Raw genomic sequence first — 1,787 nt, forward strand, 5'->3', positions numbered from 1 at the left:
TTCATATTTTTTGGATACAGTTTTAGTGGTCATAGGTAGCTCCCTAATCTAATATTCAAACAAATTTTTAAATGAAAGAATTTTAAAGAGGGGCGCCCCCGCACCGCCGCTGCTTTTTAAACTATTGCATATTTCCGTGGATTTCTTCTCTTAAATATGCTAGTCCTTTAGACGTTATCTTTGTTGATGGTACGGTTTTTTCTGTACCATCATTTTTTTGAATAGTGATAACAGGACAATCCATAAGACCTTTTTTGATCTTATCTTGATAGGGTAACAGAGGGGCGCCAGGCGCTCTTCTGTAAACCCAATCATGTGCTCGTAAATAATTACTTAAATCCTTAGGTCTTACTTCCAATATTTTTGCTGCCTCTGTAATACCAAACAAGCCATCCGAGCGCTTTAGACCATCAAGAGCTATTGCTTTTGGTTTAAGAGTATTCACTTCATTTTTTAAAGTTTCTAATTGATTGATGCTCTCTAAGAGAAGTTTTTTAACTGTAAGGGGATTTTCTAAAGCACTTGCTAAATCTGTTTTCTTTTCTAATTCCTGCCACCGGTCAATTATTTTTGCACGCAATGTAGTGCTGTAGCCTGAAACTAAGATTAAGCATTCACGCTTTGGAAGGTTGTAACAAGGGAGGGTGCGACCTGTTGAATCTTTATAAACCCCTGCAAAATCACTGGGCCCAAATTTGGGCTCAGTAAAATCAACCGCCCCAAATTTGGGGCGTTAATTTCTTCAAGCATTTTCTTTATATCACGCATAACATGTTTATGCTGCTTACCACATAACTCTGCAATTTCAACACTAGACATAGTTTGAATGCTATCATCTATTTTGATTTGATTTACGTTTGTTAAATTTGTTTGATTTATATCGATTAAGGATTGCGGCATCTTTTTTTCCTAAAAATTTAATAAAAATTAAAAAGCAGGCGCCCCCGCCACGCCCGAGCCATTTACGCAGCGTCTTTTAGGCTATGTACATTATTCAAATCGGGGGTATAAGCTTTTAACAGAGGCACTATTGATTGAATTGGTTCAGATTGACCAAACTCTGTAATTATTGCTAAAATTTTTGTAAAATTTGGAATTTCGTTTTGGGATTTTAAAATCAAGACTTTTTCAAGATCTGCCATTAATTCCACTAAGGAATCGCTATATTCACCTTCAGTAGGATCAGTGTTAACTTCTTTAAACACAGCCATCCACAAATCACATAAGAAATCGGTGGTAATATTAATTTCGTTTTTTCCTTTAGAATTCATTTTATTAATCCTTACGAAAATATGGTTTTGAATTGACAACCCTATAAGGGCGCCGGGTGTTCAAAACACGGTCGTAAGTCCGTCGTCACACTTTTCTCATAAAGAGTCTTGTATGGTGCGACCACACCCGACATAATCGTTATATGCTAATGATAGCATAAAAGAAAGTCAGTATTTTAAGAGATGGGAAAAACCTTACGTGGTTTATCCGCTTACGATTAAGTGTTTTGAGCACTTACCAACCTTTCTAAACGAACCTTTCATTAATGTCAATACGTATTTTTTATTTTTTTCACTTTTTTTCATTTTGATACCTACCTAGTTGAATACCAAGTGCTTTCTCTAGCTCGTTGTCTATATCATCATAAGTTTTCACTGCTTTAACTGTACGTTTTTTGATTTCCCTATTCACCTCGTCTATCAACGCTTCACAACTCAAAACGCTTTTCGGAATACCACCCCCATATATCCAAGCTTTCACTTGCGCCTTGGTACTGTAATCAACATTCTCAGGCA

At 36.3% G+C, this 1,787-nt stretch carries 1 protein-coding gene and 2 pseudogenes; all 3 read right to left on the reverse strand.

Annotation, left to right across the window (positions count from 1 at the left end):
* Positions 1–121: 121 nt before the first annotated feature.
* Positions 122–819 (reverse strand): annotated as a pseudogene (locus ACFILO_RS09310) (phage antirepressor KilAC domain-containing protein).
* Positions 820–962: 143 nt separating this feature from the next.
* Positions 963–1,271, reverse strand: a complete 309-nt coding sequence (locus ACFILO_RS09315) for a hypothetical protein (protein WP_375678198.1) — start codon at positions 1,269–1,271, stop codon at positions 963–965.
* A 292-nt stretch (positions 1,272–1,563) separates the two neighbouring features.
* Positions 1,564–1,787: pseudogene (locus ACFILO_RS09320) on the reverse strand (hypothetical protein); the annotation flags it as partial.

It is taken from the genome of Bartonella sp. AP72JLCBS (assembly GCF_042195705.1).
Lineage (GTDB): Bacteria > Pseudomonadota > Alphaproteobacteria > Rhizobiales > Rhizobiaceae > Bartonella.